Raw genomic sequence first — 26,738 nt, forward strand, 5'->3', positions numbered from 1 at the left:
ATAAAACGCTCTCGTTAACTATGATCCCATTGCTTTCTCAATTCCAGGGAGATCTCATCTCTATATTGATAGAGCAAATGGATAAATATTATCGCGTATGTATAAGCACGGTTCATTCCGTTTATTAAGACTACATTTTAGCATAAGAACAGTTTGAGCTTATTGGAATTTATACAAACCCCACAGCACCCCTGGTGATTTGATGAAAACCGGAAAAAAGAGATCTCCCGAGGAAATTGCAGCAGAACTTTATCCAGCTGATCCGACCGAGCGTAAGATCGCAGAAGCGGTTTTTAATGGAGATGAAGATAAAGTTATTAAATGTCTTAAAGAGGCTATTGAATCCGGTTTTGATCCTTTGTACTTAATTGATAAAGGACTTTTACCCGGGATGAGCATAGTTTCATTACTTTATGATGAAAATATGCTTTACTTGCCGGATATCATAATGGCTTCAAATGCAATGAATGATGGAATTGAATATTGCAAAGAGCGATCTTCTAAGATGCCTGAGCTTAAAGGAAAAGTCGTGTCCTATGTAGTAGAAGGAGATATTCATGACATCGGCAAGAAGATCGTGACTGTACTTCTCATAGCAAAAGGATTTGAAGTGGTGGACCTCGGCAAAGATGTTCCTGTCAATGAAGTGATCGATTCTGTAAAGAGGGAAGATCCGATCATGCTTACAGGCACGGCTCTTATAACAATGGCAAGATACTCTTTCCGGGAGGTTAATGACAGGCTTATTGAAGAGGGTCTAAGGATACCCTTCTTGTGTGGAGGGGGAGGGGTTAACAGGGACTTTGTGTCCGGTCTTGAGTTGGGTGTGTATTGTGAAGACGGGGCATGTGTGCCAAAGATAGCAGAGGAGATCTTAAATGGCGCAACTATTGGGGAATTAAGGAACAAATATGTATTTCTTAGTGTGTAATTGTCTAAATTGATAAAAGTTACTCTTTTATTTTAATTTACATATTTATTTGTTGATTTATATGTTTATTATGTAATTTATTATTTGATATATTATTTGTTCAATATAATCAACTGAAAGTTACCGATCTGGCTTTGCTTGATGCTAAAAACAGTTCCAGGAGAGACTACTACTTAATAAGGGGGACAAATACTTCGTATTAATCTACCCTCCCTTTGTTTAAAAATAATTTTGAACTGTAAATCTGGTATATATATATTTTGTATAGGATTAGTAATTTTTCTTTGCACTTTTTTGACGATTTTCAAAAAACAAGTGCCTGCAAGATCATATTATATTCTTTAATTTAATGTATCTTTCAATGTATGCATATCTTTTTATAGTATCTACTTTTCTTAGAGTTTTTTTAATATAAAACTTTTTTGCTGTATGCAAAATGTCATTTTTAGCCATCCCCATTAGAAACATATAAAAAACGCAATCAATAAACGTATTTATTTTTTTTTATTTCAAAGTATTAACTATTTACTCCTAAGCAAACTATTTATACTAAAAGTCTTGGAAAAATATGTTTATATAGCGTAGTGACAGCCATGATATTGGGTTCTGACGAATCCAAAAAAATGTAAGTTCAAAATATTATGAGAGTGTTATTTGAGGTGAAATAATGACTGAGAAAGATTTGGAGTCAAATGAAGGATATGTTTGCGATCCTCATAAAGAAACATGCAGCATTAATAAAGTTGTGTTCTATGTTTCCTTTGCGATAGCAGGTATATTCGTGTTGTGGGGTGCGATCAGCCCGGAGTCACTTAACAATGTCTTTAACGCTATACTGGGATTTACTATTGACAGTTTTGGCTGGCTATACTTGCTTTCAGTTTTGTTCTTCCTACTGTTCGCAGCAGGAATTGCCATGAGCAAGTACGGTAACATTAAGCTGGGTAAAGATGATGACGTTCCTGAACATAGTGATTTTGCATGGCTGGCCATGCTCTTTACATCAGGTATGGGAATCGGTCTGATGTTCTGGAGTATTGCCGAACCAATGTACCACTATACTGCTCCTCCAATTGGGGTGGGTGGTACCACCGAAGCTGCTGAATTGGGAATGCGTTACGTTTTCTTCCACTGGGGTCTGCATGCATGGGGTATTTTCACACTTGTAGGTCTTGCACTGGCTTACTTCCAGTTCCGCAGAGGAATGCCCGGACTTATCAGTTCAGTTTTCTATCCGATCCTTGGTGACCGCATACATGGTCCAATCGGAAATGCTATTGATATTCTTGCAGTATTTGCAACGGTTTTCGGACTGGGAACATCTCTTGGACTGGGTGCTTTGCAGATCAACAGCGGTCTTAACTTCCTGTTCAACATTCCAAACAGTGGATTCGTACAGGTAATTATTATTGCACTTGTCGCACTTCTCTTTACCGGTGCAGCTGTTACTGGTATTGAGAAAGGTATAGAGTTCATCGCTAAATGGACAGTTTATTTCGCACTTGGACTTATGGCCTTCCTGTTCATATTCGGTCCAACAACCTTCATCTTCGATCTGCTGACAACTACTACTGGTTCCTACTTCAATGAATTCTTCGCTATGAGCCTATGGACAGATGCGATCGAACAGAAAGGCTGGGGCGGTAGCTGGACTATATTCTACTGGGCATGGTGGATCGCCTGGGGACCATTCGTTGGTCAGTTCGTTGCAAGGATCTCAAAGGGTAGAACTGTTCGCCAATTCGTTGCAGGGGCACTTATTGCACCAACAGTATTCAGCTTTGTCTGGCTTGCAGTATTCGGTGCTAATGCACTTAACCTTGAGATCTTCCAGGGAGCAGGAATTGCCGATGCAGTTAACACAGATCTTGCATCAGCAGTCTTTGTAACTCTCTCCAATTACCCTATAGCAATGATAACATCGATCGTTGCGATCATCCTGATCATTGGATTCTTCGTAACATCAGCAGATGCAGGTACCTTTGTTCTGGGTATGCTTACTTCCAATGGTAGCATGGAACCTGCAGGCAAGGTAAAGGGTGTATGGGGAGCTACGATCGCCGGCGTAGCAGCAATCCTGCTTATCACAGGTGGTTTAACAGCTTTGCAGACCGCATCGATTGCAGCAGCTTTCCCATTCATGTTTGTGATACTTGCAATGTGTTACTCTTTGTTGAAAGCTCTGAAAGAGGATAACTCCTAAAAAATATATGATATTATAAGAGGTGTTTAAATGTTACCAAAATTCAATGCATTAACTGATGAACAGGTAGAAGCTATTCATGAGCACAGTATGAGATTACTGGAGGAGGTCGGTATCGATTTCCTCTATGAACCTGCACTTGAGATCTTCAGGGCAAATGGTCAGAGAGTTGAAGGAGACAGGGTTTTCCTTGACAGGAAATTTGTAGAGGAGCAAATCAAGAAAGCTCCTTCCCAGTTTACATTACATGCCAGAAATCCTGAGAACAACCTTGTTTGTGGCGGAGATAACATAATCTTCATGCCTGGATATGGTGTATCCTTCATTTACGAAGCTGATGGATCCCGCCGTGATTCGGTCATGGAGGATTATGACAACTTCGTAAAACTGGCAGGAGCCAGTGATAACCTTCACATGACCGGGGGTAATATCGCTGACCTGAGTGATGTTCCTGATGAAATCCGACACCTGAAGATGCTGTACAGTTCCATAAAGAACTCTGACAAATGTTTCATGGGCAGCGCTTCAAACAGGGAAAGGGCAGAGGATGTTATTGAGATGGCATCGATCCTTTTTGGCGGAAGGGATGCTATTAAGGAAAAGCCTGCGATCATCTGTTTGATCAATTCCATAACTCCGCTTAAGTTCGATGACTATATGGCAGGTTCACTGATGGCCTATGCTGAAGCCGGTCAGCCTGTTGTCATTGCAGCTCTGGTGATGGCTGGTTCCACGGGTCCGGCCTCAATTGCAGGATCACTTTCTGTTCAGAACGCTGAAGTTCTGGCAGGTATTGCCCTTGCACAGTGCGTGAACCCGGGAACACCTGTAGTTTATGCTTCATCCTCAGCCATTACAGATATGAAGACCGGAGCATTGTCAATCGGTAATCCGGAATGTGCACTGTTCACAGCAGCATGTGCTCAGATGGGCAGGCACTATGGACTTCCTACCCGTAGTGGCGGTGGCCTTACAGACTCAAAGGTCGTAGATGCACAGGCAGGTTATGAGTCAATGATGACCCTCCTGAATGCCGGTGTCACTGGTATCAACTATGTGCTTCACACAGCAGGTATCCTTGAGGGATACATGGCAATGTCATATGAGAAGTTCGTGGTTGATGACGAAATTGCAGGAATGGTACTGCGCTACCTCAGAGGCATCGACTTTTCAGAAGATGCATTTGCTTTTGATGTGATCAAGAAGGTTGGCCCTGGAGAACATTTCCTTGCACAGAAACACACCAGGAAGTACTATCCTATTGAGCTTCGTGATCCTGAGTTGAGTGACAGGCTTCCACATAACCAGTGGGCAAATGAAAGACTGGATACCCTTCAGCGTGCAAAGAAGCAGTGGCAGGAGGTACTGGCTAACTATGAGCCACCAGAACTTGATCCGGCTGTTGATGAAGCCCTCCAGAAATTCATGGAAAAAAGAACTGCTGAACTGAAAAAATAAAGCAGTTTATTTGAAGATGATCTACTGACTTGAAGCACCAATTGTTGATGTCAATCCGTTGGCATCAACTTCTTTTCCTTTAATTACGGAATATGTTGGTTCAAAGCAGTTACAGATCCTGCTTATAAAAAAGGTCGATATTGATATTTGACATAGATACTTAACGATCATAACCTTCGGGTTTGATACTGATATTAAAAAAAGAAGAAGCCCTGTTGCAAGAAATGTATTCCTACAGGACTTACATCTTTAGTTAAAAGGAGTTTTAAAAATGGTTACACAGGATGAAACTAACGCAAGAGCAAAAGCTGCAGTCATGGAATTTGATGACGAAGCAGTAGAAGAGATATGTGAAGAAGCAATCGATGCAGGTCTTGATGTAGTGTCCCTTATTCAGGACGGTCTTACCGCAGGTATGAACGAAGTCGGTGACCAGTTCGAGCAGGGTACGCTTTTCCTTCCACACGTCATCGCAGCGTCCGAAGCAATGAGCGCTGGTGTTGCAGTACTCACCCCTGTCCTTGAGGCACAGGGTGGTAAGACAGAGAGCAAGGGAAAGATCGCAATCGGTACAATCGAGGGTGACATCCATACGATCGGTAAGGACATAGTTGCAACAATGCTCAAGATCGCAGGTTTCCAGGTCATTGACCTCGGTAGGGACGTAGCAATCGCAGATTACGTCGCTGCAGTCAAGGAACACCAGCCACTTGTAGTCGGTTCTTCCGCACTCATGACCACCACAATGGTCCTTCAGATGCAGATAGAAGAGCAGCTCAAGGAAGCAGGTCTCCGCGATTCTGTTCTGACAATGGTCGGTGGTGCACCAGTTACTCAGGACTGGGCAGACAAGATCGGTGCAGATCTCTACGCTGAGAACGCAACTGATGCGGTCGTGAAATGCAAGGCTGCTGCAGAGTGAGCCTTAATCAAAAATGAAAGATAGGCAGATTCGGGCCTATTCTTCATTTTCTTGCAGCTCTTCTAACCCCTCCAATCCAACCTCATCTCCCTCATATTTACAAGTAATGCAACTTCCTGTTTCCTCACTACAAAGAATGTGGGGGAGATATCTTATGCTCATTTTCTATTCAATTATTCTAGTTTCTTCATGATGCAGCCATAAATTTGAATGGAGAATTTGTGCAGATTCCCGATTTGCTAATTTTTTCTTGCGATTTAATGAGATATTATTTTTCAAGCGGGGATTTGTACAAAGGATCTTCTAAAACAAAACAGTGCCAATGCTCTTCTTTGTAAAGAAGCCTTTAGTTGTCATTTCCCTTTTGTGCCAGAAGCACCGCAATCAGAATCATCATTATTCCTGCAAACTGCCATATAGATAGCACTTCATGAAAAACTGATATGCCAATAGTTGTTGCAACAACAGGTTCTACTGCTGCTATGATTGATGCTTTGCTGGCATCTATGTAGTGAAGACCTTTTGTATAAAGAATATATCCGAGTACTGTGGGGATCAGTCCAAGCCCAAGTACATAAAACAGTGTGCCCATGTTATGGGATGCATTGGCCAAAGCACCCATTCCACTGATCGGGAGCAGGCCAATACTTGCAACAACAAATGTGTAGGTTATAACGGTCATGGGGTCATATTTCTCAAGGGCGGCCTTTCCTACTATTGTATATAGGGCATATCCAAAACCCGACCCAAGACCTATGAGGATCATCTTACTTGAAAGTAAAGCTCCGCCTGAAGGGAAATATCCTGATATGAGAGCACATCCTGTAACAGCAATAGCCAATGCAATGACTTTGATCGCGGAGAGTTTTTCTTTAAAGACCATGCGGGACATGAGGAGCACAAATATGGGGGCTGTGTAGAGTAAGATGGCCGCTATTGCCACAGAAGCTTCCCGTATGGTCGTAAAATAGCACCAGTTAAAGAAGACGAGACTGAATATACCGGTTCCGATGAAATAATATAGATCAGAAAAACGGATATTAAAGAGATCTCTGTTTGTCAGGCTTATATAAACAAGCATGATCAAAGTTGCACTCAGTACCCTCAGAAACACAATTTCCAGAGCTGAGAACCCGGCTTCGTAGAGGCCATTGACAAAGATAGAGATCGATGCCCAAAAAGCAGCACCCATCCCAATGAAAGCATATGATCGTTTTTTCATGTGGTGTTCTTGTGTTATAGATTTACCAAACATAGAAATATGTTTCTCTTTTGAAACTTGAATTCTCAGTTTTCACGTGTTTCCCGGAAATATAAAAAAGTCGTTAGAAATATGGTTAATGCCAATGATTCTTGGAAATTTATGTAAAATGCGAATACACAAATTCCTAGATGGTCAGATTGTTATTTGAAGAGGATTCCTGGAATATTTTGTGGCAGTCTTATTGATAATAGCAGATGGATTGAATGGGGAAATGCTTCCCTTTTGTATGTAATTTCTTTGTATGGGTCTGTGATTATTTATCTTCAAAATTGTATAACTTCATCAGTTTACATTTTTTATGGTAGTTCTAATCATGTCTATGTATTTGCAGTATATACTTTTAAATATCGTTTTAGATTCATCCTTTTTAGAATATGTATTATCTAATAAATATGTTTAATATAATTTTATTATTAATTATATACTATCTAATATAAATTGTCTGTTAGATACCAACAATTTGTTTTCTACAATTCTATAAATATATATACATATATATATATATATATATATGTATATATGCTTGCAACATATATCCGCCAACATTAGCATCGTTTATTAAATAAATAATATAATTAATAATATAATGTAATTAATAACATAATATATTAATTATATATAAATATGGGAAATCTCAATTCTGAGAGGCATTTTTGTGATTCGAAAAATGAAGATCTATGTAGAATGAATTTCGCTTATTTTTTAGTAGTGGCAATAATTATTTTATTCAGTATTGTACTATTATATGCCTATTTTTATTTATTACTTTTTAGTCTACATTGTGTACAGGTTGCGATAAAAAAAGTAGAAGATTCGCATAGCCAATCTTTATATATAGTTATTTAGTAATAATTCAATATTCATACCTATTATATAATCAAAAATATATTCTTAATTGACTAAGTCATAGACTATAATTTAAGTTTAAATGATTATATTATATAGTATATTATGTACTGTATATTGGTAATCTATATTATATATTAATCATATTGTATACATTTTGTTAGCTATTATATATTCATATGTCCAAATATCTATTTTTAAGAATGTATATTATATTTTATCCCGAATTGTGTTATGTATTATATATTTCCTACTATAAATTATGTCACATTTTAATTATATAATGCTATATTTATATATTATTTTTTGATATACTTAGCCTACATGAAATGATAAAAAAATAGTATAATTCATATAGCTAACAATCAAAATTTAATGAGATTTAATCTTTTTTAATTTGCTTTATGTTGTTGTTTTTTTAAGAAATATAGATAAATAATTACAATATATGTTTTTATGAAATCTGCAACTTTTGATCTGATCAAATTACGGGTCAATTGATTGAAAATTTTAAAAAAAATCGCAAATTCGCATATTCATACATCATATATGAATGGTATTGTAACCAACTCCAAAACACATGTTTATGGAAACTCAATTATTCCAAAGACTATGAGAATAGACATCTACCATCTTGCAGACCCCCTATTCTATGCAAAAAATATTCGAGAAATGCATATTAGATATTCGTACCCATCCTGTGCATATAGTATGTGGAATTGTCGATTTTAGCCTCACTTTACCTGATCAATCCAGGTAAATTGTGAACCCAACGTTTTTGTTTCACTTGTTTCCTTATAATTTGTGTTTTTCTTCGTTCAAAGTGCCTATGCTTTTTCCCTAATTTTAAGATTACAACTTGTACAGGTTGTAGGCGGTTTGTAGTGTGAATCACATAGGCTTCTTTTTCAAAATCTGTTTCTGTTTCTTATTCTTCTATATTATAATTTGCTTAGTAATTCCAATTAATTGCTATAAAAACTGAGAGTTCAGCCAGATCTCTTATGATAAATCTCATTTTTTATTTATGAATAATTTTTTGATTTGGTTTTATTCGATTTGATCACTTAGCTCCTTTCAAAACTTTGCTTTTCCATATAATATATTTTCAAAATCGTGACTATGTGTTCTTTGTTGTTTTTAATTCCTCACATGTACACTCAGCGTTTCAAAAATTGATTAAAACACATAGCCAAAGTTCCGTGTATAATTTTAACTGTTATTATGGCCTGATACTCTTTTTTTTGAATGCCCGGGAGCGTATATATCTATTAGTAGGGCTTCTCATTTGTTTACTAATTTTCTTGCATTGCAGTTTATTAATAATTAATAAATTATATATTAGTATATATTATTTGCTTATACATTTTAGTTAATTTATATTAATTTATTATGTTTTTAATTAATTAAACGTAACAATATTTTATTACACATCACTTTTTAAAATAAATGTGTTTTATAAAAATAAACATACTTAAATATCAATCTTAATTCCAAAAACATCTTCGAATGTTTTATATTTCTTCCTGGCATTGTAGAGATACTGCCTTACGCATTTCTCGCCTTTTGCACGTGCGAACATTGCTTTGATCTCTGTAGGTGAAAAGATGGTTTCGATCTGATTCATAGGGATGCTATTTAGAAGTTCCAGGTCATCGATCCCATTATCCTCATTTTTCAAAGATTTCCTGGCTTCAGGAATTTGTAACTCTGAATCTTCCGTCGTTTGTGCAGGAGTCTGCCCGAAAAAGTGAGAGATGAATATTTCGCTTATCCAATTCCATTCATGACCATATATATTTGCAGAAATGTTTCCACAGATACTGCACTTGCCTGTAACAATGAATTCATCATCAATTTCATGATAACTGAGGCTTAATATCGTGGATTGGCACTTTTCACAGGTACCAATCTCGTTTTCTTCCAGCTCATAGGCCGGGATCTGCCGTTCACCTGAGTAGAATATGTTATTATTCAGATCATAACTGTAGTTGTAATTAGCCTGGGCTGTCATTGTTATCCCTTTACAGATCAATGGTTCTGTTGTGCATTATCTTATTATTTTACAAAGATATATATACTGCAATCTACATAATATGTCTTACTGTTCTTTAGGGAGAATACATATCATGGCATCTATTCGATCTAAAATAAAAGACCGGCTTGAAAAATTCATTGAACTTGACGTTGATGGGCTCAGAAGCTATGTCTTATCACTGTTCTTAAACTTAAAGAGGTCTACTGTAGACGAATTACATAATACTATTACCAAAAGATATGATGTTTCCAGAAGCGCAGTTGCTTCTATGGTGGGTTATATCCATTCAAAGCTAGGAATTCTTAGATCTCATAAGGAATCCTATAAGACCCCAACGGTCTATTCACTCAAAGAAGAATATGCTGACCTATTAAAGTCAGAACTTAGCTCCAAAGGAATTGCCTCCAGCTGATCTTTGATCGCAAGGCTTTGATCAAATATGGTGTCTGTAAAAGATGCTCCCAGAACATCTACTACCTTGATGTTACGTTCTGATACTAATGCCCGTATAACCCGCTCCAGGGATCCCTATTTTAGCCTTATGCGGCGTCTTTTCCAGGAAGATGCCACGGCCATGCGAGGGCAGAAGTTCCTTATTATGGTGGAAGAACGCCAGAAAGCCGGTAATCCTATCAAGACCAGCGAATGGCAGGAGATCATAAAAGAGCTTGACATAGGCAGAGCCTCTTTCTATGCAATGAGGAACAAGCTCCTTGGTGCCGGTATGATCACAAACAAGAACCAGAAGTACCGTTTGTCCGGTCAGTTCAGCCGTGATCTTATGGACATGGCAAGGTGGTGGATGACAGCAATTCTGGATGAAAGTCCGGATGATCTGTGACATATTTAAACTTCGGCCGTAATATATTTATAGTAGGTATGCCATTTAGGAGCTGCAATCATAAGCAGCCCGGTAGTGTAGTGGTCAATCATGCAGGACTCTGGATCCCGCAACCTCGGTTCGAATCCGTGCCGGGCTACCAATTTCTATTGGATAGTCCTATTATTTTGATGCTGATTTTGAAGTTATTTCTTACAAAAAATTATCGTATGCATTTTCCATTCATAAAATGCATACATTTTGTTATACATAATCCACGGCCTTCAGTATGTCACCAAAGAATCAACATGAGCTATTGACTTATATAGAGATGCTTTCAAGGAATGCATGTCTTGATTCTTGATTTCACTACTGATTGCGTCAAGATTCCTTTTTGTATCTAAAAACTCAGGATCTCCATAGGTATTTTATGTCATATTTGTTCGACTGACGAGCTCAGCGATTTCAGAATATAAAAAAGAAAGCTGAAATAATTCGAAGACAATCTTCATACAATAAAAGGGGGATGGGAAATTGAAACATGATGACATATATTTGAGGATTCAGAGACGTTTGTCCGATTATGATACGTTTGAAAAAATGGTGAGGAAACATTTTGAAATAAATTATTTCTCTTTTGTTTATCAGTCTCTTTATAACCAGATCGGATATGAGGACTTTATTAATAAAAAGTTTAATACACTGGATTTCAAATCATTCCTCGTCCACCATAATTTTCTAGAGTTGGTGAATGAAGTTTACAGGACAAGATTGTCTTTGAAAGGAACTGAAAACGTAAAATCTTGTTTACAAGAAGTACAAGATTTTGATGATTATGAGAATGCTTTAATGATTTTTGAGCAATGTAACCCCCGTGATTACAAAAATGGGAGTACGCTTTGTGCAAATGCCTGGAGCCTAGGAACAAAACTGCTGCATTTTTATAATCCACAAGAAAATCCAATTTTGGATTCTGTCTTAAGGGACAATCTACAAATTGGGAATATGAATGCAAAATTGTGCATTGAATTCCGAAAAGCAGCAAATGATTTTGTTAGTGACAATGATTACTTTTTCAAAGAATTCCTTAAATCACCTGAAATAAAAAGTGTTTTGGATGACAGAAAGATGATATTTGATTTTTCAAAAATGGGTTGCTTGATATGGCATTATATGAGATAGAATAATCGATCTTTCTCTTTCATAATTCACGACACCATGATATACGAATCTAGATGGGATTTACGCACAGAGAAGGCGGAGATGAACAGGCCTTCTTCTGTGGTGAGGTTGGTCGATCTTATTTCACACTTATCGAGGAAATTAAAAAATTAACTTTTCTCTGTGAGTAAGTAGGATAGTTCGTGCGGTCATTTGTAAAAATAATTCCATATTTGAATTATTTTTTCACTATTCTTATCTCCGTTGATATGTTTTTTTCTTTAATTTGCGATAGCATTAATTTGTGTATGCAGGATCAAGATCATTGAAAAGCTATAACTCATAATTATTTTTTAGATTCTAGTAAAAATTAAAAGTTCTATGTAACATTCATTTTCTGTAAACCAATGTCTGATTATTGACAAAAAGCAAATAATTTGTTATCATGTGCCTTTTTGTATATCCGACCGGACAAAAGAATCGCAAAATATATATTTAAATTGATCTTTTAGCTAATCGGCTCATTTAATATGTGGTGGTACTAAAGTTATGAAGTCTGTCCTTAAGTTATCAATTGGTCTGATCATTGGGATCCTTTTGATCACTACTACAGTTATTTTGTTAAACAATTACTCATCAGTTACTGCAGGTACAATGACGGGCTGTGCTCAAACAGAAAATCCAACCATAGCAGATATTCTGATGGCTGAATTATCCGAAATGCCACTTGAATCCGGAGCCAATGTTATCGGGGTCAGTTATTACGAAGACATTGATGCCCTTGTTATCGGACTTGAAAAAAAGACATATTCTGATAATGAGAATTTGCGTAACTCAATGATCTGTTCTATTTATGAGATCATGCCTGTAGTTCTCACTCATTCAAATGAATTAAGTGACAAAAACATAGTATTCACAGGTAGTTCTATTTCACTTAATGCAAAAGGCAGCCGCACAATGATGAAGATCTTCCACACTGAGGTGGGTTTTGACGTTGCCAGGAAAATATCCTGGGATGAAGATAGTGATGCTGAAGAAAAACAACGAGTAATGGAAGACTATTTCGAATATGTCTGGTGGCATTCGGCAGTCATGGACAACTGAATCCTATATTTACCTAATTTCTTCTTTTTCAGTATCAATTGAGATGTTACTCTTTTTTAGCAAAAGGAACGATGCTATTCATGATCCTGGCCATCGGACCTGTAAATTCTCAGGATGGTCATCTTCCCTTATGAGTTACTATTTATGAGGTAAGGGTAAAGTCCGGTCTATTCCCAATCTTTTCGAAAAAATCTTATATATCAGACAGGTTTTCTTCCATACACTTCAATGCTAATTACTGATTCAGCAAGCTCTTCTGCTTCCTGGAGGGTGATACCGACCTCCTCAGGAATTTCATTTGGTGTTTCATCTGCGGAAAGCATTGCAACGACCATTTCAGAAGGATAGTTAACTTCTTTTAATATCCTGATATCATCAAAGCCTGTATTTTTGATAGTATCCAGATAATCTTCTTTCAAAATTGCACCTGCTATACATCCTACATAAGCTTCAACCGAATCTTTCACTTTTTCGGGAAGAGCACTTAAAAGGACAATATCAGAGATAATGAAGCGACCACCTTTTCTTAGGACTCTGAATATTTCACTGAAAACTTTTGCCTTTGAAGGTGCCAGATTGATAACGCAATTAGATATCACAACATCGATAGAATTGTCTTCAACAGGTAGTTCTTCAATATCCCCGGACCTGAACTCCACATTAGTGTATCCGCCGTTCGAGGCGTTCATTCTGGCTTTTTCGATCATCTCAGGCGTCATATCAACACCGATGACCTTTCCCCCAGGCCCTACTTTGCCTGCAGCAAGAAAACAGTCAAAGCCTGCACCCGAGCCCAGATCAAGGACGTATTCTCCGGACCTTAAAGAAGCTAATGCAGTTGGGTTTCCACAACCAAGTCCAAGGTTAGCTCCTTCAGGAGTTTCTTGGAGATCTTTGTCTGAATATCCTACCTTCCTGCTCATATTCACTGCCATTGTACCGGGGTTGCAGCAGGAGTTTTTCATTGAACAGCAAGGTACTCCATCTCTGGCTATTTCAGCATAATTTTCCTTTACCATCTTCTTTACATCTTTTGTATCCATATGCAGTCCTCGGATAGGATTTCAAGCTTATCATTTCAACTGTATTGTTTTAACTATGTAAATGCAACTATACAGCTTCAATTATATTGATGAGGCCTATATATATTGTTAGGCAGCGTTTTATCTACAACGCGATTTAAGTCCTGATCAATAAATTAAACCAATTATAAGAAAGAGATGTTATATCCGAAACGAATGTCGTTCCTTTTAAGGGCATAATGTTTTGCGAATAGATTGAATAACAAAAAAAAGCAAGTGTGATATTAGCCCTTAATCAGTCAATTTTATGGTCTTGACTGCTGCATATCCTACAAGTGCCATTAAGGGCGCCATAATAAGAAATATGCTATCCTCTAAGAAACCATTGAGAGCTGCCTGCATTGCGATAACTTCTAATTTGATCAGTATTTCTGCAACTATAGCAAGCAATCCATATGAAAAAATTATGAGCGCATATAGATGATATTCAGACTTCATTTGTTTAGACCCCCACCGTCAAAATACATACATTTATCTTAAACTAAGTATATTTTTACTTCTTAGATATATTTAGAGTTATACTATATAAAGAATTTGTTTACAGAGTTTTTTTTAGATAAAGTCTGTTTTTTATGAACAGATGGGGTCTATGTGTTCTGAAAAACATGTCTCTTTGATCAGTGCAAACATTTGTAAAAATGATCAGGATATTATTGTGTGCCAATTCGAAGATACATGGCACGATGCACTTCCAATATCAACCAAAGAACAGATCAATGAAAATAAAAATGAATGGTAGCATTCATTTTTTATTTCAGATACCCTTTACGCTGTAGCCAGTTCACCTGAGGGCCCGTATACTTCCAGATCACATCTGCTTTTGAATCCTGGAACTCCCATGGGGTCACTATCACGATATCGCCTTCACGGACCCACATCCTTTTCTTCTTTGAACCTGGTATGCGTCCCATCCTTACAACGCCATCCATGCATTGTAGTGTGACCCTTTTTCCACCAAGCAGTGTGCCTACTGTTGCAAGGATCTCATTTTTGTCTTTTCTTGGTGTACGAACCCTTGTTACTTCCGGAGTCTCGGAAGGGTTGCCACTGTTACCTTTGCTCTTTCTCATATTACTTCTATAATTAGCCAGATTAATTCCTCGTTTCTGATACGTATCGTTCTTGAATGCAACTGGGGCATTCTGGTCAATTCTATCACCAAATAATGATGGGAAATGAATTGTCAGAAAGTGTTTGTAAGCAACTATAAGCACTTGATGGAATCATATTCAAAAATTCCATTTAAGCCAACTCAAATAAGCCCCATTGATATCGTTTATTTGATGATCAAGCAAATATGATCAATACAATTTATCATTCAAAAAAGTGATAATGATCTTTTTAATAACAAACTATAAGCATATTTGTTATTCAGTAATTGAACTCAATGCATATAAATGCTGTTGAAGGAACCGCACTAGTGGAGGCAGAAGATAAATTTTATATCTGATCGGCCCTATTTCACGCCGTTAACCAAAACACAAAAGCTTATCAGTAATGTCTATATGACTAACGGACTGAATATTTTTGTCGATAGAACTAAGTAGCAGATACTCATGTTCTGATTTGAAGATCCAGGCAGACCCGGATTACTTATAGATCGTCCCGATCTGGTAACTTTGTATTCAATTCATAAATAATGATATCTCTTCAAAAAAATTGGAGGAAATATGCTCGAGGTAAAAGATCTGACAGTTGAGATAGGCGGCAGGACCATCCTGAACAAGGTCAATCTCAAAGTAGAGCAGGGTAGCACCACTGTTCTTTTCGGCCCGAACGGAGCTGGCAAATCTGCACTTCTCATGACACTTATGGGATTTAGCGGTTACAATGTTGTTGGCGGGCAGATTATATTCAAAGGTGAGGACATCACTCATCTTTCAGTCGATGAGAGAGCCAAACGTGGAATGGGTATCATGACCCAGAGACCACCAAACCTGACAGGTGTTAAGCTCAAGGATCTTGTGGGCGCTATCTCCACAGAAGGCAGTCTCGACACTGATGTAATGGCAAAGAAACTTGATATGGTCCGTTTCATGGAAAGAGATGTCAATGTAGGTTTCTCAGGAGGAGAGATCAAAAGGTCCGAGCTGCTCCAGCTATCAGCACAGAACCCATGCTTCTATCTTCTTGATGAGCCGGAGTCAGGCGTTGACCTTGTAAGCATTGAAGAGATCGGCAAGACTATCGATGAGCTCCTGAAGAGCAGGTCCAACTGTTATGTTGATCACAACAAAAGAGGAAACTCCGCTCTTATAATAACCCATACAGGACAGGTTCTTGATTATGTTGAGCCTGACATGGGTTACATACTTTGTAATGGTTCCGTAGTGTGCCAGGGACACCCACGTGAGATCCTCAGGGAAATAAAGAGCCAGGGATATGGAGAGTGCTACACATGCAAACTGGGACAGCTTTAAAGGAAAAGGCTGAAAAGGCCATAACAAAGGTCGCTATGTACGGCGAGGACTTCAACCTCGATGAATTCAAGGTAGGTGACAGGGATCTGCCGGAAACCAAAAATCTTGAGGACCTTGACAGTGACTTTAAGCAGACACTTCTCAATGCAGGTGTGGTGCCTGATGAGAAAGACCGATCCGGAAGCTTCCTGATGCTCGACAACACTGTTTCCCATTCAACTATGAGGGACCCTGATGTTGAGCTGATGTCCCTTCATGATGCCATGAAGAAACACGACTGGCTGGAGGAATATTCCTGGAAGCTCGTAGCTGTAGATGCTGACAAGTACACCGCAAAGAGCTATCTTGAGAATGCAAATGGTTATTTCATTCGTGCACCTGCAGGCAAGAAGAGCTCAATGCCTGTCCAGACCTGTCTTGTCATGGGACACAAGGATGTTACACAGACTGTCCACAATATCCTCATCGTTGAAGAGGATGCTCAGCTTGATGTCATCACCGGATGTACCACCAAAAAAGGTGTGGAAAGGGCAATGCACCTCGGTATCTCCGAGATATATGTCAAGAAGGGCGGTGTGCTTAACTTCACCATGATACACAACTGGGCCGAGGAGATCGGTGTTCGTCCAAGGACAGTTATCCATCTGGAGGAAGGGGCAACCTTCGTCAACAACTACATCCTTCTGAAGCCTGTGAGGTCAATCCAGTCCTATCCGACCGCGATCCTGGACGGGGAGGGTGCCTTTGCAAGGTTCCATACCATTGCTGTTGCACACCCCGGCTCAGAGCTGGACCTTGGAAGCAGGGTTCTCTTTAATGCCCCTAACACGAAGGCAGAACTTGTTTCAAGGACCATCACCACCGGTGGTAAGGTCATTGCAAGAGGAGAAATGGTAGCCAATGAGCTTCATTCAAAAGGTCATCTGGAATGTCACGGACTTGTGCTCAATGAAGGGACACAGCGTGCGATCCCGATCCTTGAGGCCAATGTGGATGATGTGGAACTTACCCACGAAGCCGCTGTAGGAAGGATCGCAAAGGAGCAGGTGGAATACCTGATGGCACGCGGTCTGACTGAAGAAGAAGCCGTAGGAATGATCGTTCGCGGATTCCTTGATGTGGGTATAACCGGCCTTCCGGATGAGCTTGCAGCAGATATCGATAAGACTATCGCACAGATAGGAAGAGATGCGATCTGAGTTTTGATCGCTTCTTTTTCTTTCGTTTTTATTCTGATCTTTACATTATTTCTATTCAATGATCCGGAAATAGGGTTCTATCCCGCACTGATAGCTATCCTGCTGAGAGATCGTCTCATTCAAACCACTTCACACCATTTTTAAGTATAATCAATTCTGTTATGAATACCGGAGTTGCCTTACAATGGATGTTCCCCAGCTTATCAATACTATCCGTTCCTCACGCAGATATGAAGGCCAGATCGTACATGTTGAGACCATTCCTCCAAAAGAGCCGGAATTCGAGGACGTGGAACTCAAACCATTGGTCATGTATGCTCTTAGTGAGATGAGTATTGAAAAACTTTATACTCATCAGGCAGAGGCCATAAATACGATCAGAAAAGGTGACCACCTTGCCCTCTCCACCAGTACGGCAAGTGGGAAATCCATGTGTTATATGATCCCGATATTTGAGAAATTGATGGAGGATCCAAATGCAACTGCCCTTTACATATCACCCCTGAACGCACTGGTAAATGACCAGCTTGAGACATTTAAGAAGTTCCGGGACCTTATGGGACTGGATATGAACATCAACAGGTTCATCGGTACCATGTCCTCTGAGGAGAAATCCGCTGTAAAGTATGGCAACCCGCGAATACTTTTTACAAACCCGGAGATGCTCCACCTGAGCTTCCTTCAGTGGAAACATCAATGGAAAAACTTTCTTTCTAACCTGAAGTACATCGTCCTTGACGAGAGCCATTCATACAGCGGTGTAATGGGCAGCAACATGGCAAACCTTCTCAGACGACTTAATCGCATATGTGATCACTATGGATCCAGCCCGCAGTACATCTGCTGCACAGCCACCATAGGAAATCCCACAGAACACACTTCTGCTCTCATAGGCAGGGACGTTACACTGGTCAATAAAGATGGCTCAGGGAGCGGGATGCAGAAGTTCATTTTCTGGAATCCGCCCCTTTATACCAGATCCCGCTCCGGAAATTTCACCCTCCGAAAAGCAAGTTTCGGAGAGACCGTGGACCTCTTCACAACCTTTGTACAAAGCGACCTCCAGACCATTGTGTTCGCAAGGGCCAGGCAGAAGGTCGAGAGGATGTACGTGGAAGCTAAGAGCAGGCTCGAGCAGCGTGGTGTGCAGAAGACCATCAGTCCTTACAGGGGTGGCTATCACGGGAATGAGCGTGAAGCAATAGAGAGAGGGCTCTCGAGTGGCAACATCGCCGGAGTCATATCCACCACGGCCCTGGAGCTTGGCATTGATATAGGAGGCCTGGATGCCTGTATCATGGACGGCTTCCCGGGAACCATCATGAGTGCTAGACAACAGTCCGGCCGTGCAGGACGTGGCAGCCAGGAAAGCGTTGTTGTCCTTGTGGCGGATTCAAATGCACTGGACCAGTACTACATGAGAAATCCCACAGATCTATTCAGGAAGGAATGTGAGGAGGCTGTGGTCAATGTTTTCAACCGTTATATTCAGGCAGGACATCTTCTCTGTGCAGCAAGAGAGCTCCCGCTCAGGCCTGAAGATGAGAAGTATTTCGGCAGCGACCTTGCAGAGATCGTTGAAGTGCTTGAAGATGAAGGATTGCTAGAAGGTGATCTTGAAAAACTCTGTACGGATGGCAAGGCCCATATGAGGGTATCTATAAGGGGAATAGAAGGCGATGGCTATACGATCTTCGAGAAAGGAAACAATGCTCCCCTGGAAAAGGATATCGGAAAACTGAGAGCATACAGGGAAGCTTTCAAGGGTGCTGTTTACATCAACAAAGGTACCCCGTATTCTGTTAGTCAGATAGACCATGAGAAGCATATCATCCGTGTGGAGAAAGCAGGGGATGGTTATTACACAAGGTCACAGGTGGCTTCTGACATCCATATCACAGAGGTGGTCGATACAAAGCCTCTGGATACCTGTGAAGGCATCACTGTGGGTTTTGGTGATGTGGAGGTCACCCAGCAGGTCACCGGCTACAAGAGGTTCAGGCAGCGTACAGATGAGGAGATCGGCCAGCACTCCCTGACAATGCCGAAGTTCAGTCTTGAGACCGAGGCCCTCTGGATAGAGCTTCCTGACCACTTTACTGAACTTGTAGAGAAGCATGGCAGGGACTTCAATGGAGGTATCCATGCGATAGAGCATGCTATCATTTCCATGTATCCGCTTCATCTACTTGCTGACAGGAACGATGTTGGAGGAGTTTCCACTCCGGAGCATGCCGACCTGGAGGGGAAGAGCGGTATCTTTGTCTATGACGGTCATGCCGGTGGTGTCGGTTATGCTGAAGCAGGCTATGGCAGGATCGCTGAAATGCTTGATGTCACACTGAAGGCTATTGAGAGCTGCCCATGCAGGGACGGTTGCCCAAGCTGTATACAATCCCCTAAGTGTGGAAATAACAACAACCCTCTGGACAAGGATGCAGCGATAATGATCCTCAGGAAGATGCTTGGTAAGCCTGAACATATCCCGAAAACAAAGCACCTGTCCGAAGTATCAATACAGAAGTCCGGAGCTTCCGGTGTTAGTAGGCCTCAGGAAAATAAAGACAGCGGCGATGCAGGTGAAGCACTGAACAGGGCAAGGAAAAAGCTCAAGCGTCAGGGTTCAAAAGGGGCTGAAGAATGGATCAAGCGCGGGATATCTGCAGGAAGGGATGAAAAAGACCACAGAAAAGCCTGTGATTGCTTTGATAAGGCCCTGCAACTGGAACCTGACAACAGTGTTGCACTTTCGAACAAAGGTATTACGTATCTTATGATGAGAAAGCCTGCTCAGGCATTGCAGTGCTTTAACAGATTGATCGAAATTGGTTACGTTAAAAGTCCTATGGTCTGGACGAACAAGGGCACAGCTTTGAGGCTTCTTGGGGATCGCGCAGGGGCTATTGAAGCGTATAATGAGGCTCTCAGGCTGAAACCCGATGATGTCAGGACGAAGCAGATGAGGGACAAATTGAGAGAATCAGATAATGCCTTGTACGGGCGTGATGATTATTAATTAAATATATGTTTTAGAATATGCCTAATTAATAGTATATATTTATATTAATACATAATATTGTAGTAAGTATTTGATAATGTATAAAGTGATATATATATTATGTAATGAGCGTATTTTTGAAGAATGAGCTTAAAGATCAGGATCGATCAAAATTAAAGTTATCAAAACGAAAGGTATCAAAAATAAAAACGTAAAAAGTGAGGATAAGATGTTCAGGCGAACATCTCATTCACAGCTTCCACGAGGTCGTGAAGCCTTTCTACTGGGATTCCTATGATCATTTCATCTTCTGCGATGTTTGCGAACTTCCTGCTTCCACCACATCCGAGTGTTACACTGATCTTACCTTCCTTGTATGGAAGTGCAACACCGTCTGCACATACGCTCTGGATGCCGGCAAAGCTTGCTTCTACCCTGCCACCGAACTTAAAGAGGAGTGCCTGGGAAAGCTGCATGACCTGCAGTGGTGAAGCTACGATCACAACAACATCAGGAGTGAATGTTGCACTTTCAAGCGGACCGTAAACGACTGCTTTTGTTAATCCTGCGTCTACTTTTGTGACCTTTTCCATTGTGCGTCTTGCTGCATTGATGGTGCTGAAACGCTTGAGGTTGAAATAGGTGTCACCGGTAGCCAGTTTTTCAGGCATTTCCTGTAGTCCCATTACAGCAGATCCACCTTTGCACATCTGGTCATCAGCGGTTGCATAGAACTGCCTTCCGGTCTTTCTTACAATATCGACCATCTGGCAGTGCCTTGTGTTCTCATCTATCCTCTCGATGCCTTCCGGAAGATCATGTCCTTGCGGAATAAGTGATACTGCAACAGGTTTTGTCTTAAGGTTAAGCTTTTCGGCCAACTGCTTTCCAAATTCATTTATTTCCTTGATGTCCATATCGATCACTCTTTGTTATATTCAATTTAGCTCTTCATAGCAATGGTCTGTTAATATTATTATTAAAGGTTTCAGTGATGGTTTGTTCCGGTTGTGTTATAAGTGTACAAAACTGATTTTATATAAGTTTTACTGTTTGCGTTTTATGAAGAATAAATACTCTTTTCGAATGTATTGTCCTTTTGGTCTGGATTATGGTATTAATTACACATAAGCGGTCAATTATATATGCATTTTCAGTAAAATATATATATTTAATCCCATTTGAGTATTATTTAATCCAAAATAGGTCAAAGAGAGGAATAATATGAAGATTTGTGTAACAGCAGCAGGAGAATGTATTGATGCAGAAATGGACACGCGTTTTGGAAGATGTCCTTATTTTGTCATAGTAGATTCCGAAACCATGGATTTAAATGCAATTAAAAACCCTGCCGCTTCAACATCAGGAGGTGCAGGTATTCAGGCTGCTCAGAGCATCGCTGATAAAGAGATCAATGTTCTGCTTACCGGTAAGGTCGGCCCTAATGCTTTCCCGATCCTTTCAGCAGCCGGGATAAAGGTCATGGCCGGAGCCAGCGGCTCAGTTGCTGATGCTGTAAAGCAGTATAAAGAAGGCCTGCTGCAGGAAACATCTGCACCAACAGCGGAAGCACATGCTTCCATGGCTGCATCCGGAAGGGGAATGGGTGGACGTGGCAGTTCCGGAGGTTCTGGCAGAGGTACGGGTAACAATAGCGGATTTAACAAATAATAAAGTCCGTTATTTAGATATAAAAAAGGCAATAAGATACCTGAAAATTAATTAAGTAATTTTTCAGGATCTTTTAGTAGAATATCACATCCTGCGTTTTACCGCAAGCATCCTGTCAAGTGCCTTTTTAGCTTTGAGCCTTGTCTCTTCAGGAACTGTGATCACATACTCCATGTTCTCAAGTGCATTAAGAACTGATTCGAGGGTTGTGATCTTCATGTTCGGACAGATCGTGAACTCGGAGAGGTAGTAGAACTTCTTATCTGGGTTCTCTTTACCTAACCTGTGAAGAAGTCCATTCTCTGTACCGATGATGAACTCTTTTGCATCTGAGCTCTTGGCATAGTTGAGAATTCCAGTAGTACTCAAGACCTCATCTGCAAGGTCAAGTACCTCTGTCCTGCATTCAGGGTGTGCCAGGAACAGGGCATCTGGATGCTCTTCCTTTGCCTTGATGACATCATCAGCACGCATCTGGTGATGGGTCGGGCAGAAACCTTCCCAGGTAATGATCTTCTTGTCAGTGAAATGTGAGACATAGGTACCGAGGTTCTTGTCAGGGACAAATATTATCTCATCCTCTTCAACTGAATTCACTACATCGATAGCGTTTGCAGATGTACAGCAAATATCGCTCTGGGCCTTAATCTCGGCAGAGGAGTTCACATAGCAGACCACGGCTGCGTCAGGGTGTTCTTTCTTTGCATCGTCAAGGGAGATCACATCGACCATTTCAGCCATCGGGCAACCTGCATCCTTTTCAGGAAGGAGAACGGTCTTTTCCGGGCTGAGTATTGCAGCGCTTTCTGCCATGAAGTCCACACCACAGAATACGATAACATCAGCATCAGTATCTACTGCCTGCTGGCTGAGACCCAGTGAGTCACCGGTGAAGTCAGCAATGTCCTGAACTTCAGGACGCTGGTAATTGTGGGCAAGGATAACCGCATTTCGTTCGGCTTTCAGGGTATTGATCCTGTTAATTATATCATTCATGTCCTGCATAGTCCCACCACATTAGAATTTATATTGCATTTCATATCAAACTTCTTCGATTTTTATAAGGGTAATGATATCTAAATATGCCTTTTCGTTTTTATAAATATGGGTAGTCTTTAAGTGTGTTAACGGCGTTAACTTACCGTATCTCTGCATAAGTAGTTTACGCTAATAAGTAAAATCATTCTAAATGATGATATACTAAGATTTATATAAAAGCAGTTTTGTACACTTATACCAAATCCGATATAAACCGTTGCTGAAACAATAAAAGCTAATGGAAAAAGTATTAATTGAAGAATAGTCCATTTCTTTATGGGAGTATAAAAATGACTGAAACCACTATTAAAGTAGAAGGCATGTCCTGCGGACACTGTAAGATGGCGGTAACAAAAGCAATATCCGAGGTTGATGGCGTTTCTTCTGTTGATGTCGATCTTGATAAAGGGGAAGCCAGTTTTACTTACGATCCACAGGTAACAGATATTGATACTATCAAAAAAGCAGTCAACGATGCCGGCTATAAGGCCTGACCTTATAGCTTTAACTTAGTTAAATTATCATTATTTGATCGAAGTTTGATCAATATTAAGTCGGATTTTTAGTGTCTGGTAGCACTAAATGTACGATCGACCGCCCGACAGACAGACGAACAAATTTCCTTTATTCTTTTGGTGTGATAATATGAAGATCACAATAGATGTCCATGGAATGACCTGCATGCATTGCCATGAGAGGGTTACAAAGGCAATTTCCTCACTTGATGGTGTGGAAAATGTGGAAGTAAGCCTTGAAGAGAACAGTGCCACTGTCGTCTTTGATCCTGAAAAAGTAACTCCTGATAAGATAAGACAGGCTGTTGAAGATGCCGGTTATGAAACAGGTGCTGAAAATACTCCTGAGTATTCAGAAGAAATCCCAATGGGAAAAACGGAAGAAAGTAAAACTGAAGCTGCATCAGAAAAATCCACAGCAAAAGTAGCTTCTACAGAAAAAGCTGTAGAAGAAATCTCAGCTGAACCAGCAGATTCAACTCTGAAAGTTACCGGTATGACCTGTGCAGCCTGTGCATTACGAATAGAGGATGCTTTGAAGAAACAGCCCGGTGTCCTTTCGGCAACTGTCAATCTCCCTCTTGAAAAGGCATCTGTGACCTATGATCCGAAACTGATCGACACCGGAAAGCTTGAAGAAACCATCGTGAACACCGGTTATGGTGTATTGAAGGATGAAGTGAACTTTGATGTCGGTGGCATGTCCTGTGCTGCATGTGCATCTAACATTGAGCGTGCTCTGAAGAAACTTGATGGCGTGAGCAATGCAAGTGTGAACTTCCCCATGTCCAGTGCGCATGCTGAGTATGATTCATCAAAGGTCTCAGTAGCTGATATGCTGAAAGCGATAGATAATATCGGCTACACCGCATCCGTGAAAAAGGAAGGTACTCCTGCGGATCGTGAACAGGCTGCAAGGGATCTGGAGATCACATGGCAGAGGAACAACCTTCTGATCGCGTTCTTTCTAACAATACCTATTGCACTTGGTGGAATGAGTGGGGGCTTCCCACAGTACCTCTACTTTGTACCACCAATACTTGCTGACAGACTTGTCCTTTTCGTTCTTACTACCGTTGTCATGGCCTTCCCGGGTAGGCAGTACTTTGTTGGTGCCTACAAAGGTCTACGCCACGGTTCTGCTGACATGAACCTGCTGATAGCAACCGGTACGGGTGCTGCTTACACGATCAGTGTAGTGACCAGCTTCATTGACCTCGGACCGGGCTACCAGCACACTTTCTTCGATTCGGCTGCAATGCTTATCACGTTCATAACCTTTGGACGCTACCTTGAAGCAAGGGCAAGAGGCAGGACCTCCGAGGCTATCAGGAAGCTTATTGGCCTTCAGGCAAGGACGGCCCGGATCATAAAGAACGGCGAGGAGACCGAAGTAGCTGTGGAAGACGTTCTTACAGGAGACATTGTTGTTGTCAGGCCGGGAGAGAAACTGCCTGTTGACGGTGTAGTTACCGAAGGTTCGTCCTCCATAGACGAGTCCATGATCACCGGGGAAAGCATACCTGTTGAGAAGAATGTGGGTGACCAGGTGATCGGTGCTACTGTGAACGGAACAGGATCTTTCAGGTTCAAGGCTACAAAAGTAGGTGCCGATACTGCACTTTCCCAGATCATCAAGCTGGTTGAAGATGCACAGACATCCAAAGCTCCTATCCAGAGGATAGCTGATTTTGTTGCCGGTCGCTTCATTGTTGCAGTGATCATAATTGCAGTGCTTTCATTCCTATTCTGGTTCCTTATAGGATACAACATGTTCGATGTTGCACAATATTCTGTGATCACAAGTCCGTTCCTGTTCTCACTCCTGATCGGTATCACTGTCCTGGTCATATCCTGTCCTTGTGCTGTTGGGCTTGCAACTCCGGTAGCCATAATGGTTGGTACCGGAAAAGGAGCTGAGAATGGGATCCTGATCAAGGGAGGGGAAGCACTTGAGGTCAGCCGTAAGATCAATACTATCGTATTCGACAAGACAGGTACTCTCACTGAAGGAAAACCTGTGCTGACAGATGTTATTACTTATGGAGAACGCAGTGAGGACGAGATCCTCTCCCTTGCATCTACCGCTGAGAAGGGATCTGAACATCCTCTTGGTGAGGCTATTGTGAACAGTGCTGTAGATAGGGATGTGCCGATCCTGGATGTATCTTCTTTCGAGTCGATACCCGGACACGGTGTTAAGGCGACCATCAAAGAGCAGGAAGTCCTGCTTGGTACCCGTAAGCTCATGGGTGACAATAATATAGATATATCTTCCCTTATCGGCAGGCTTGAGGAACTTGAACAACAGGGAAAGACCGCCATGCTGGTCTCGGTCGATGGCAATGCTATTGGCATCGTAGCTGTTGCAGACACTCTCAAGGAGAATTCCATAGAGGCTGTTTCAAAGCTTAAGGATCTCGGACTTGAGGTTGTGATGATCACTGGTGACAACAGCAGGACAGCTTCAGCAATTGCAGCACAGGCAGGGATCAGACGTGTCCTTTCAGAAGTACTGCCTGAAGACAAGGCAGCTGAGATAAAGAAGCTTCAGGGAGAGGGACGTATTGTTGCAATGGTAGGTGATGGTATCAATGACGCCCCGGCACTTACCCAAGCAGAGGTCGGCATTGCTATGGGAGCCGGAACTGATGTTGCCATGGAGTCTGCACAGATAGTCCTAATCAGGAACGACCTCCTTGATGTAGTAGCTTCCCTACGCCTGAGCCGCCTGACCATGAGGAAGATCAAGCAGAACCTGTTCTGGGCCTTCGGATACAACAGTCTTGGTATTCCGATAGCTGCAGGTGTACTCTATCCGGTGTTCCATCAGGTACTTGTAACTCCTGCAATGGCAGCAGCTTTCATGGCAATGAGCTCAGTATCTGTTGTAACGAACTCACTGCTGATGAAGAGAAGCAGGATCAAATGATACACACAGGTCAGTCAGTTATCTGACCAATAAAAGACTAATGGATCATTCTTTCGGAAATTGGCTTAACTGGCATGTTCTAAGCATGCCACTCCTTTTTTCTTTAATTTAATAACTACGAATCAATTTGAAGTTT

The 26,738-nt window shown here is 40.8% G+C and carries 21 protein-coding genes and 1 tRNA gene; 15 read left to right on the forward strand and 7 right to left on the reverse strand.

Annotated features, from left to right (window positions below; translation table 11 throughout):
• The first annotated feature begins 202 nt into the window (after positions 1-202).
• The 4 genes from ACR3I3_RS09105 (at position 203) to ACR3I3_RS09120 (ending at position 5,514) form a co-directional block, all read left to right on the forward strand.
• A complete protein-coding gene (locus ACR3I3_RS09105) occupies positions 203-931 on the forward strand; it encodes a methyltransferase cognate corrinoid protein (protein ID WP_440951944.1) in 729 nt (242 codons plus the stop codon).
• Between the two features lie 667 nt (positions 932-1,598).
• Complete coding sequence (locus ACR3I3_RS09110) at positions 1,599-3,134, forward strand: glycine betaine uptake BCCT transporter (RefSeq protein ID WP_440951945.1); 1,536 nt, start codon at positions 1,599-1,601, stop codon at positions 3,132-3,134.
• Between the two features lie 30 nt (positions 3,135-3,164).
• Entirely contained in the window at positions 3,165-4,592 is a 1,428-nt protein-coding gene (gene mtgB, locus ACR3I3_RS09115; protein ID WP_440951946.1) for a glycine betaine--corrinoid protein methyltransferase, read from the forward strand.
• 271 nt (positions 4,593-4,863) lie between these two features.
• Positions 4,864-5,514, forward strand: a complete 651-nt coding sequence (locus ACR3I3_RS09120) for a corrinoid protein (RefSeq protein WP_440951947.1) — start codon at positions 4,864-4,866, stop codon at positions 5,512-5,514.
• 346 nt (positions 5,515-5,860) lie between these two features.
• Here ACR3I3_RS09120 and ACR3I3_RS09125 read toward each other — a convergent pair whose 3' ends face one another.
• Together ACR3I3_RS09125 and ACR3I3_RS09130 are read right to left on the reverse strand one after the other, a co-directional pair.
• Positions 5,861-6,736, reverse strand: a complete 876-nt coding sequence (locus ACR3I3_RS09125; RefSeq protein WP_440951948.1) for a DMT family transporter — start codon at positions 6,734-6,736, stop codon at positions 5,861-5,863.
• 2,362 nt (positions 6,737-9,098) lie between these two features.
• A complete protein-coding gene (locus tag ACR3I3_RS09130) occupies positions 9,099-9,638 on the reverse strand; it encodes a hypothetical protein (protein ID WP_440951949.1) in 540 nt (179 codons plus the stop codon).
• A 115-nt stretch (positions 9,639-9,753) separates the two neighbouring features.
• On the opposite strand from ACR3I3_RS09130, the gene ACR3I3_RS09135 reads away from it, so the two are divergent.
• The 5 genes from ACR3I3_RS09135 to ACR3I3_RS09155 all read left to right on the forward strand — a co-directional run bounded on the left by ACR3I3_RS09135 (position 9,754) and on the right by ACR3I3_RS09155 (position 12,747).
• The gene (locus ACR3I3_RS09135) at positions 9,754-10,074 is read left to right on the forward strand and encodes a DUF2551 domain-containing protein (protein WP_440951950.1); all 321 of its coding nucleotides are present in this window, start codon (positions 9,754-9,756) and stop codon (positions 10,072-10,074) included.
• Positions 10,075-10,101: 27 nt separating this feature from the next.
• Positions 10,102-10,503 carry a hypothetical protein gene (locus ACR3I3_RS09140; RefSeq protein WP_440951951.1) on the forward strand — a complete coding sequence of 134 codons (402 nt, stop codon included), beginning with the start codon at positions 10,102-10,104 and terminating at the stop codon, positions 10,501-10,503.
• A 66-nt stretch (positions 10,504-10,569) separates the two neighbouring features.
• A tRNA-Gln gene (locus ACR3I3_RS09145) sits at positions 10,570-10,645 on the forward strand.
• 371 nt (positions 10,646-11,016) lie between these two features.
• Positions 11,017-11,664 carry a hypothetical protein gene (locus ACR3I3_RS09150; protein ID WP_440951952.1) on the forward strand — a complete coding sequence of 216 codons (648 nt, stop codon included), beginning with the start codon at positions 11,017-11,019 and terminating at the stop codon, positions 11,662-11,664.
• Between the two features lie 528 nt (positions 11,665-12,192).
• Entirely contained in the window at positions 12,193-12,747 is a 555-nt protein-coding gene (locus tag ACR3I3_RS09155; protein ID WP_440951953.1) for a hypothetical protein, read from the forward strand.
• Between the two features lie 200 nt (positions 12,748-12,947).
• Here the strand turns inward: ACR3I3_RS09155 and ACR3I3_RS09160 are convergent, their stop codons facing one another.
• The 3 genes from ACR3I3_RS09160 to eif1A form a co-directional block, all read right to left on the reverse strand.
• On the reverse strand, positions 12,948-13,790 hold the full coding sequence (locus ACR3I3_RS09160) for an arsenite methyltransferase (RefSeq protein ID WP_440951954.1): 843 nt from the start codon (positions 13,788-13,790) through the stop codon (positions 12,948-12,950).
• A gap of 270 nt (positions 13,791-14,060) precedes the next feature.
• Positions 14,061-14,267 carry a hypothetical protein gene (locus ACR3I3_RS09165; RefSeq protein WP_440951955.1) on the reverse strand — a complete coding sequence of 69 codons (207 nt, stop codon included), beginning with the start codon at positions 14,265-14,267 and terminating at the stop codon, positions 14,061-14,063.
• Positions 14,268-14,578: 311 nt separating this feature from the next.
• Entirely contained in the window at positions 14,579-14,899 is a 321-nt protein-coding gene (gene eif1A / locus ACR3I3_RS09170) for a translation initiation factor eIF-1A (protein ID WP_440951956.1), read from the reverse strand.
• Between the two features lie 600 nt (positions 14,900-15,499).
• Between eif1A and ACR3I3_RS09175 the strand changes: the two genes are divergently transcribed.
• The 3 genes from ACR3I3_RS09175 to ACR3I3_RS09185 all read left to right on the forward strand — a co-directional run bounded on the left by ACR3I3_RS09175 (position 15,500) and on the right by ACR3I3_RS09185 (position 20,464).
• Positions 15,500-16,249, forward strand: a complete 750-nt coding sequence (locus ACR3I3_RS09175) for an ABC transporter ATP-binding protein (RefSeq protein WP_440951957.1) — start codon at positions 15,500-15,502, stop codon at positions 16,247-16,249.
• Positions 16,228-17,448, forward strand: coding sequence for a SufB/SufD family protein (locus tag ACR3I3_RS09180; RefSeq protein ID WP_440951958.1), 1,221 nt, complete (start codon positions 16,228-16,230; stop codon positions 17,446-17,448). The genes ACR3I3_RS09175 and ACR3I3_RS09180 overlap by 22 nt, the downstream gene beginning before the upstream one ends.
• 184 nt (positions 17,449-17,632) lie before the next feature.
• Positions 17,633-20,464, forward strand: a complete 2,832-nt coding sequence (locus ACR3I3_RS09185) for a DEAD/DEAH box helicase (protein ID WP_440951959.1) — start codon at positions 17,633-17,635, stop codon at positions 20,462-20,464.
• 215 nt (positions 20,465-20,679) lie between these two features.
• Here the strand turns inward: ACR3I3_RS09185 and ACR3I3_RS09190 are convergent, their stop codons facing one another.
• Positions 20,680-21,363 (reverse strand): DUF169 domain-containing protein, encoded by a 684-nt coding sequence (locus ACR3I3_RS09190; protein ID WP_440951960.1) that lies wholly within the window; start codon positions 21,361-21,363, stop codon positions 20,680-20,682.
• 307 nt (positions 21,364-21,670) lie between these two features.
• Between ACR3I3_RS09190 and ACR3I3_RS09195 the strand changes: the two genes are divergently transcribed.
• The gene (locus tag ACR3I3_RS09195; RefSeq protein ID WP_440951961.1) at positions 21,671-22,117 is read left to right on the forward strand and encodes a NifB/NifX family molybdenum-iron cluster-binding protein; all 447 of its coding nucleotides are present in this window, start codon (positions 21,671-21,673) and stop codon (positions 22,115-22,117) included.
• 84 nt (positions 22,118-22,201) lie between these two features.
• Here the strand turns inward: ACR3I3_RS09195 and nadA are convergent, their stop codons facing one another.
• Positions 22,202-23,122, reverse strand: a complete 921-nt coding sequence (gene nadA / locus ACR3I3_RS09200; RefSeq protein ID WP_440951962.1) for a quinolinate synthase NadA — start codon at positions 23,120-23,122, stop codon at positions 22,202-22,204.
• 323 nt (positions 23,123-23,445) lie between these two features.
• Here nadA and ACR3I3_RS09205 point away from each other — a divergent pair, with 323 nt between their 5' ends.
• Positions 23,446-23,649, forward strand: a complete 204-nt coding sequence (locus ACR3I3_RS09205; protein ID WP_440951963.1) for a heavy-metal-associated domain-containing protein — start codon at positions 23,446-23,448, stop codon at positions 23,647-23,649.
• A 151-nt stretch (positions 23,650-23,800) separates the two neighbouring features.
• Positions 23,801-26,602: a heavy metal translocating P-type ATPase gene (locus ACR3I3_RS09210; protein WP_440951964.1), complete on the forward strand. Its 2,802-nt coding sequence runs from the start codon at positions 23,801-23,803 to the stop codon at positions 26,600-26,602.
• Positions 26,603-26,738: the final 136 nt, after the last annotated feature.

Origin of the sequence: Methanococcoides mangrovi, assembly GCF_052057775.1 — an archaeon.
Classification (GTDB): domain Archaea; phylum Halobacteriota; class Methanosarcinia; order Methanosarcinales; family Methanosarcinaceae; genus Methanococcoides.

Coding starts and splice junctions, on each gene's coding strand:
- ACR3I3_RS09180 (WP_440951958.1), top strand. CDS start 16,228: ATGCAAACTGGGACAGCTTTAAAGGAAAAGGCTGAAAAGGCCATAACA.
- ACR3I3_RS09165 (WP_440951955.1), bottom strand. CDS start 14,267: ATGAAGTCTGAATATCATCTATATGCGCTCATAATTTTTTCATATGGA.
- ACR3I3_RS09135 (WP_440951950.1), top strand. CDS start 9,754: ATGGCATCTATTCGATCTAAAATAAAAGACCGGCTTGAAAAATTCATT.
- ACR3I3_RS09210 (WP_440951964.1), top strand. CDS start 23,801: ATGAAGATCACAATAGATGTCCATGGAATGACCTGCATGCATTGCCAT.
- ACR3I3_RS09105 (WP_440951944.1), top strand. CDS start 203: ATGAAAACCGGAAAAAAGAGATCTCCCGAGGAAATTGCAGCAGAACTT.
- ACR3I3_RS09160 (WP_440951954.1), bottom strand. CDS start 13,790: ATGGATACAAAAGATGTAAAGAAGATGGTAAAGGAAAATTATGCTGAA.
- ACR3I3_RS09140 (WP_440951951.1), top strand. CDS start 10,102: ATGGTGTCTGTAAAAGATGCTCCCAGAACATCTACTACCTTGATGTTA.
- ACR3I3_RS09155 (WP_440951953.1), top strand. CDS start 12,193: ATGAAGTCTGTCCTTAAGTTATCAATTGGTCTGATCATTGGGATCCTT.
- ACR3I3_RS09190 (WP_440951960.1), bottom strand. CDS start 21,363: ATGGACATCAAGGAAATAAATGAATTTGGAAAGCAGTTGGCCGAAAAG.
- mtgB (WP_440951946.1), top strand. CDS start 3,165: ATGTTACCAAAATTCAATGCATTAACTGATGAACAGGTAGAAGCTATT.
- ACR3I3_RS09110 (WP_440951945.1), top strand. CDS start 1,599: ATGACTGAGAAAGATTTGGAGTCAAATGAAGGATATGTTTGCGATCCT.
- eif1A (WP_440951956.1), bottom strand. CDS start 14,899: ATGAGAAAGAGCAAAGGTAACAGTGGCAACCCTTCCGAGACTCCGGAA.
- nadA (WP_440951962.1), bottom strand. CDS start 23,122: ATGCAGGACATGAATGATATAATTAACAGGATCAATACCCTGAAAGCC.
- ACR3I3_RS09120 (WP_440951947.1), top strand. CDS start 4,864: ATGGTTACACAGGATGAAACTAACGCAAGAGCAAAAGCTGCAGTCATG.
- ACR3I3_RS09195 (WP_440951961.1), top strand. CDS start 21,671: ATGAAGATTTGTGTAACAGCAGCAGGAGAATGTATTGATGCAGAAATG.
- ACR3I3_RS09185 (WP_440951959.1), top strand. CDS start 17,633: ATGGATGTTCCCCAGCTTATCAATACTATCCGTTCCTCACGCAGATAT.
- ACR3I3_RS09175 (WP_440951957.1), top strand. CDS start 15,500: ATGCTCGAGGTAAAAGATCTGACAGTTGAGATAGGCGGCAGGACCATC.
- ACR3I3_RS09205 (WP_440951963.1), top strand. CDS start 23,446: ATGACTGAAACCACTATTAAAGTAGAAGGCATGTCCTGCGGACACTGT.
- ACR3I3_RS09130 (WP_440951949.1), bottom strand. CDS start 9,638: ATGACAGCCCAGGCTAATTACAACTACAGTTATGATCTGAATAATAAC.
- ACR3I3_RS09125 (WP_440951948.1), bottom strand. CDS start 6,736: ATGAAAAAACGATCATATGCTTTCATTGGGATGGGTGCTGCTTTTTGG.